Source organism: Candidatus Symbiopectobacterium sp. NZEC135, assembly GCF_025962695.1.
The window spans coordinates 1-785 of sequence record NZ_JAGFPF010001000.1; the positions used below are offsets into that span (position 1 = coordinate 1).

General features: G+C 55.0%; 1 protein-coding gene. It reads right to left on the reverse strand.

Features of this window, described 5'->3' with window-relative positions; genetic code table 11:
• Positions 1-785: gamma-glutamyltransferase (locus J5224_RS32025; protein ID WP_264628992.1), on the reverse strand; the 785-nt coding region annotated here is incomplete at both ends.

The window sequence follows — 785 nt, forward strand, 5'->3', positions numbered from 1 at the left end:
GCCGCCGCTGCGTGGTATTCCTGCAACGGGCAGCGCAGCGCGGGTCAGATCAATTTGCGCTGCACGTTGTTTTAGATACTGGCTATCCAGCATCTGTTGTGGCGTGACCTCCATTGAAGCCGGGTCGGCAACGTAGCGGTACACATCGGCAAACGCCAGCTTCATTGCTTCTATTTGCAGATGTTGAACATCTACGCCATCCAACGTCAGGCTTTGCAGATCAAATTGTTCCAGAATACCCAATGCGATCAATGCAGCAATACCTTGGCCATTAGGGGGGATTTCATGCACTTCATGGCCTCGATATTGCTGGCTTATTGGTGTCACCCATTCTGGCTGATAGGCCCGTAAATCCTGCAATGTCAAACTACCGCCTGTTTGCTGTGACCAACCGACGATGGCCTCAGCAATTTCCCCTTCATAGAATGCCCTTGCCCCCTGATCCGCCAGCGTGCGTAGCGTTTTGGCGGCAGAGGGGAATCGAAATATTTCGCCTGTTTGAGGCGCATGTCCGTTTGGCATAAAAGCGTCGGCAAACCCCGGCTGCTGTGCAAGGATGGGTACCGCCGCTTGCCATTTACGGGCTACCATGGGCGCCAGAGTGACACCACGTTCAGCAATCTCAATGGCACTGTTCAGCAACTGGGAGAAAGGCAGTTTGCCAAAGCGGCGGTGCAATGCCTCCCAGCCTGCAACTGCGCCCGGCACAGTGACGGAATCCCAACCGCGTTCAGGGCGCTGTGCCAGACCCTGCGCATTGTTACCATAACGGCGGCGAAAGTAAT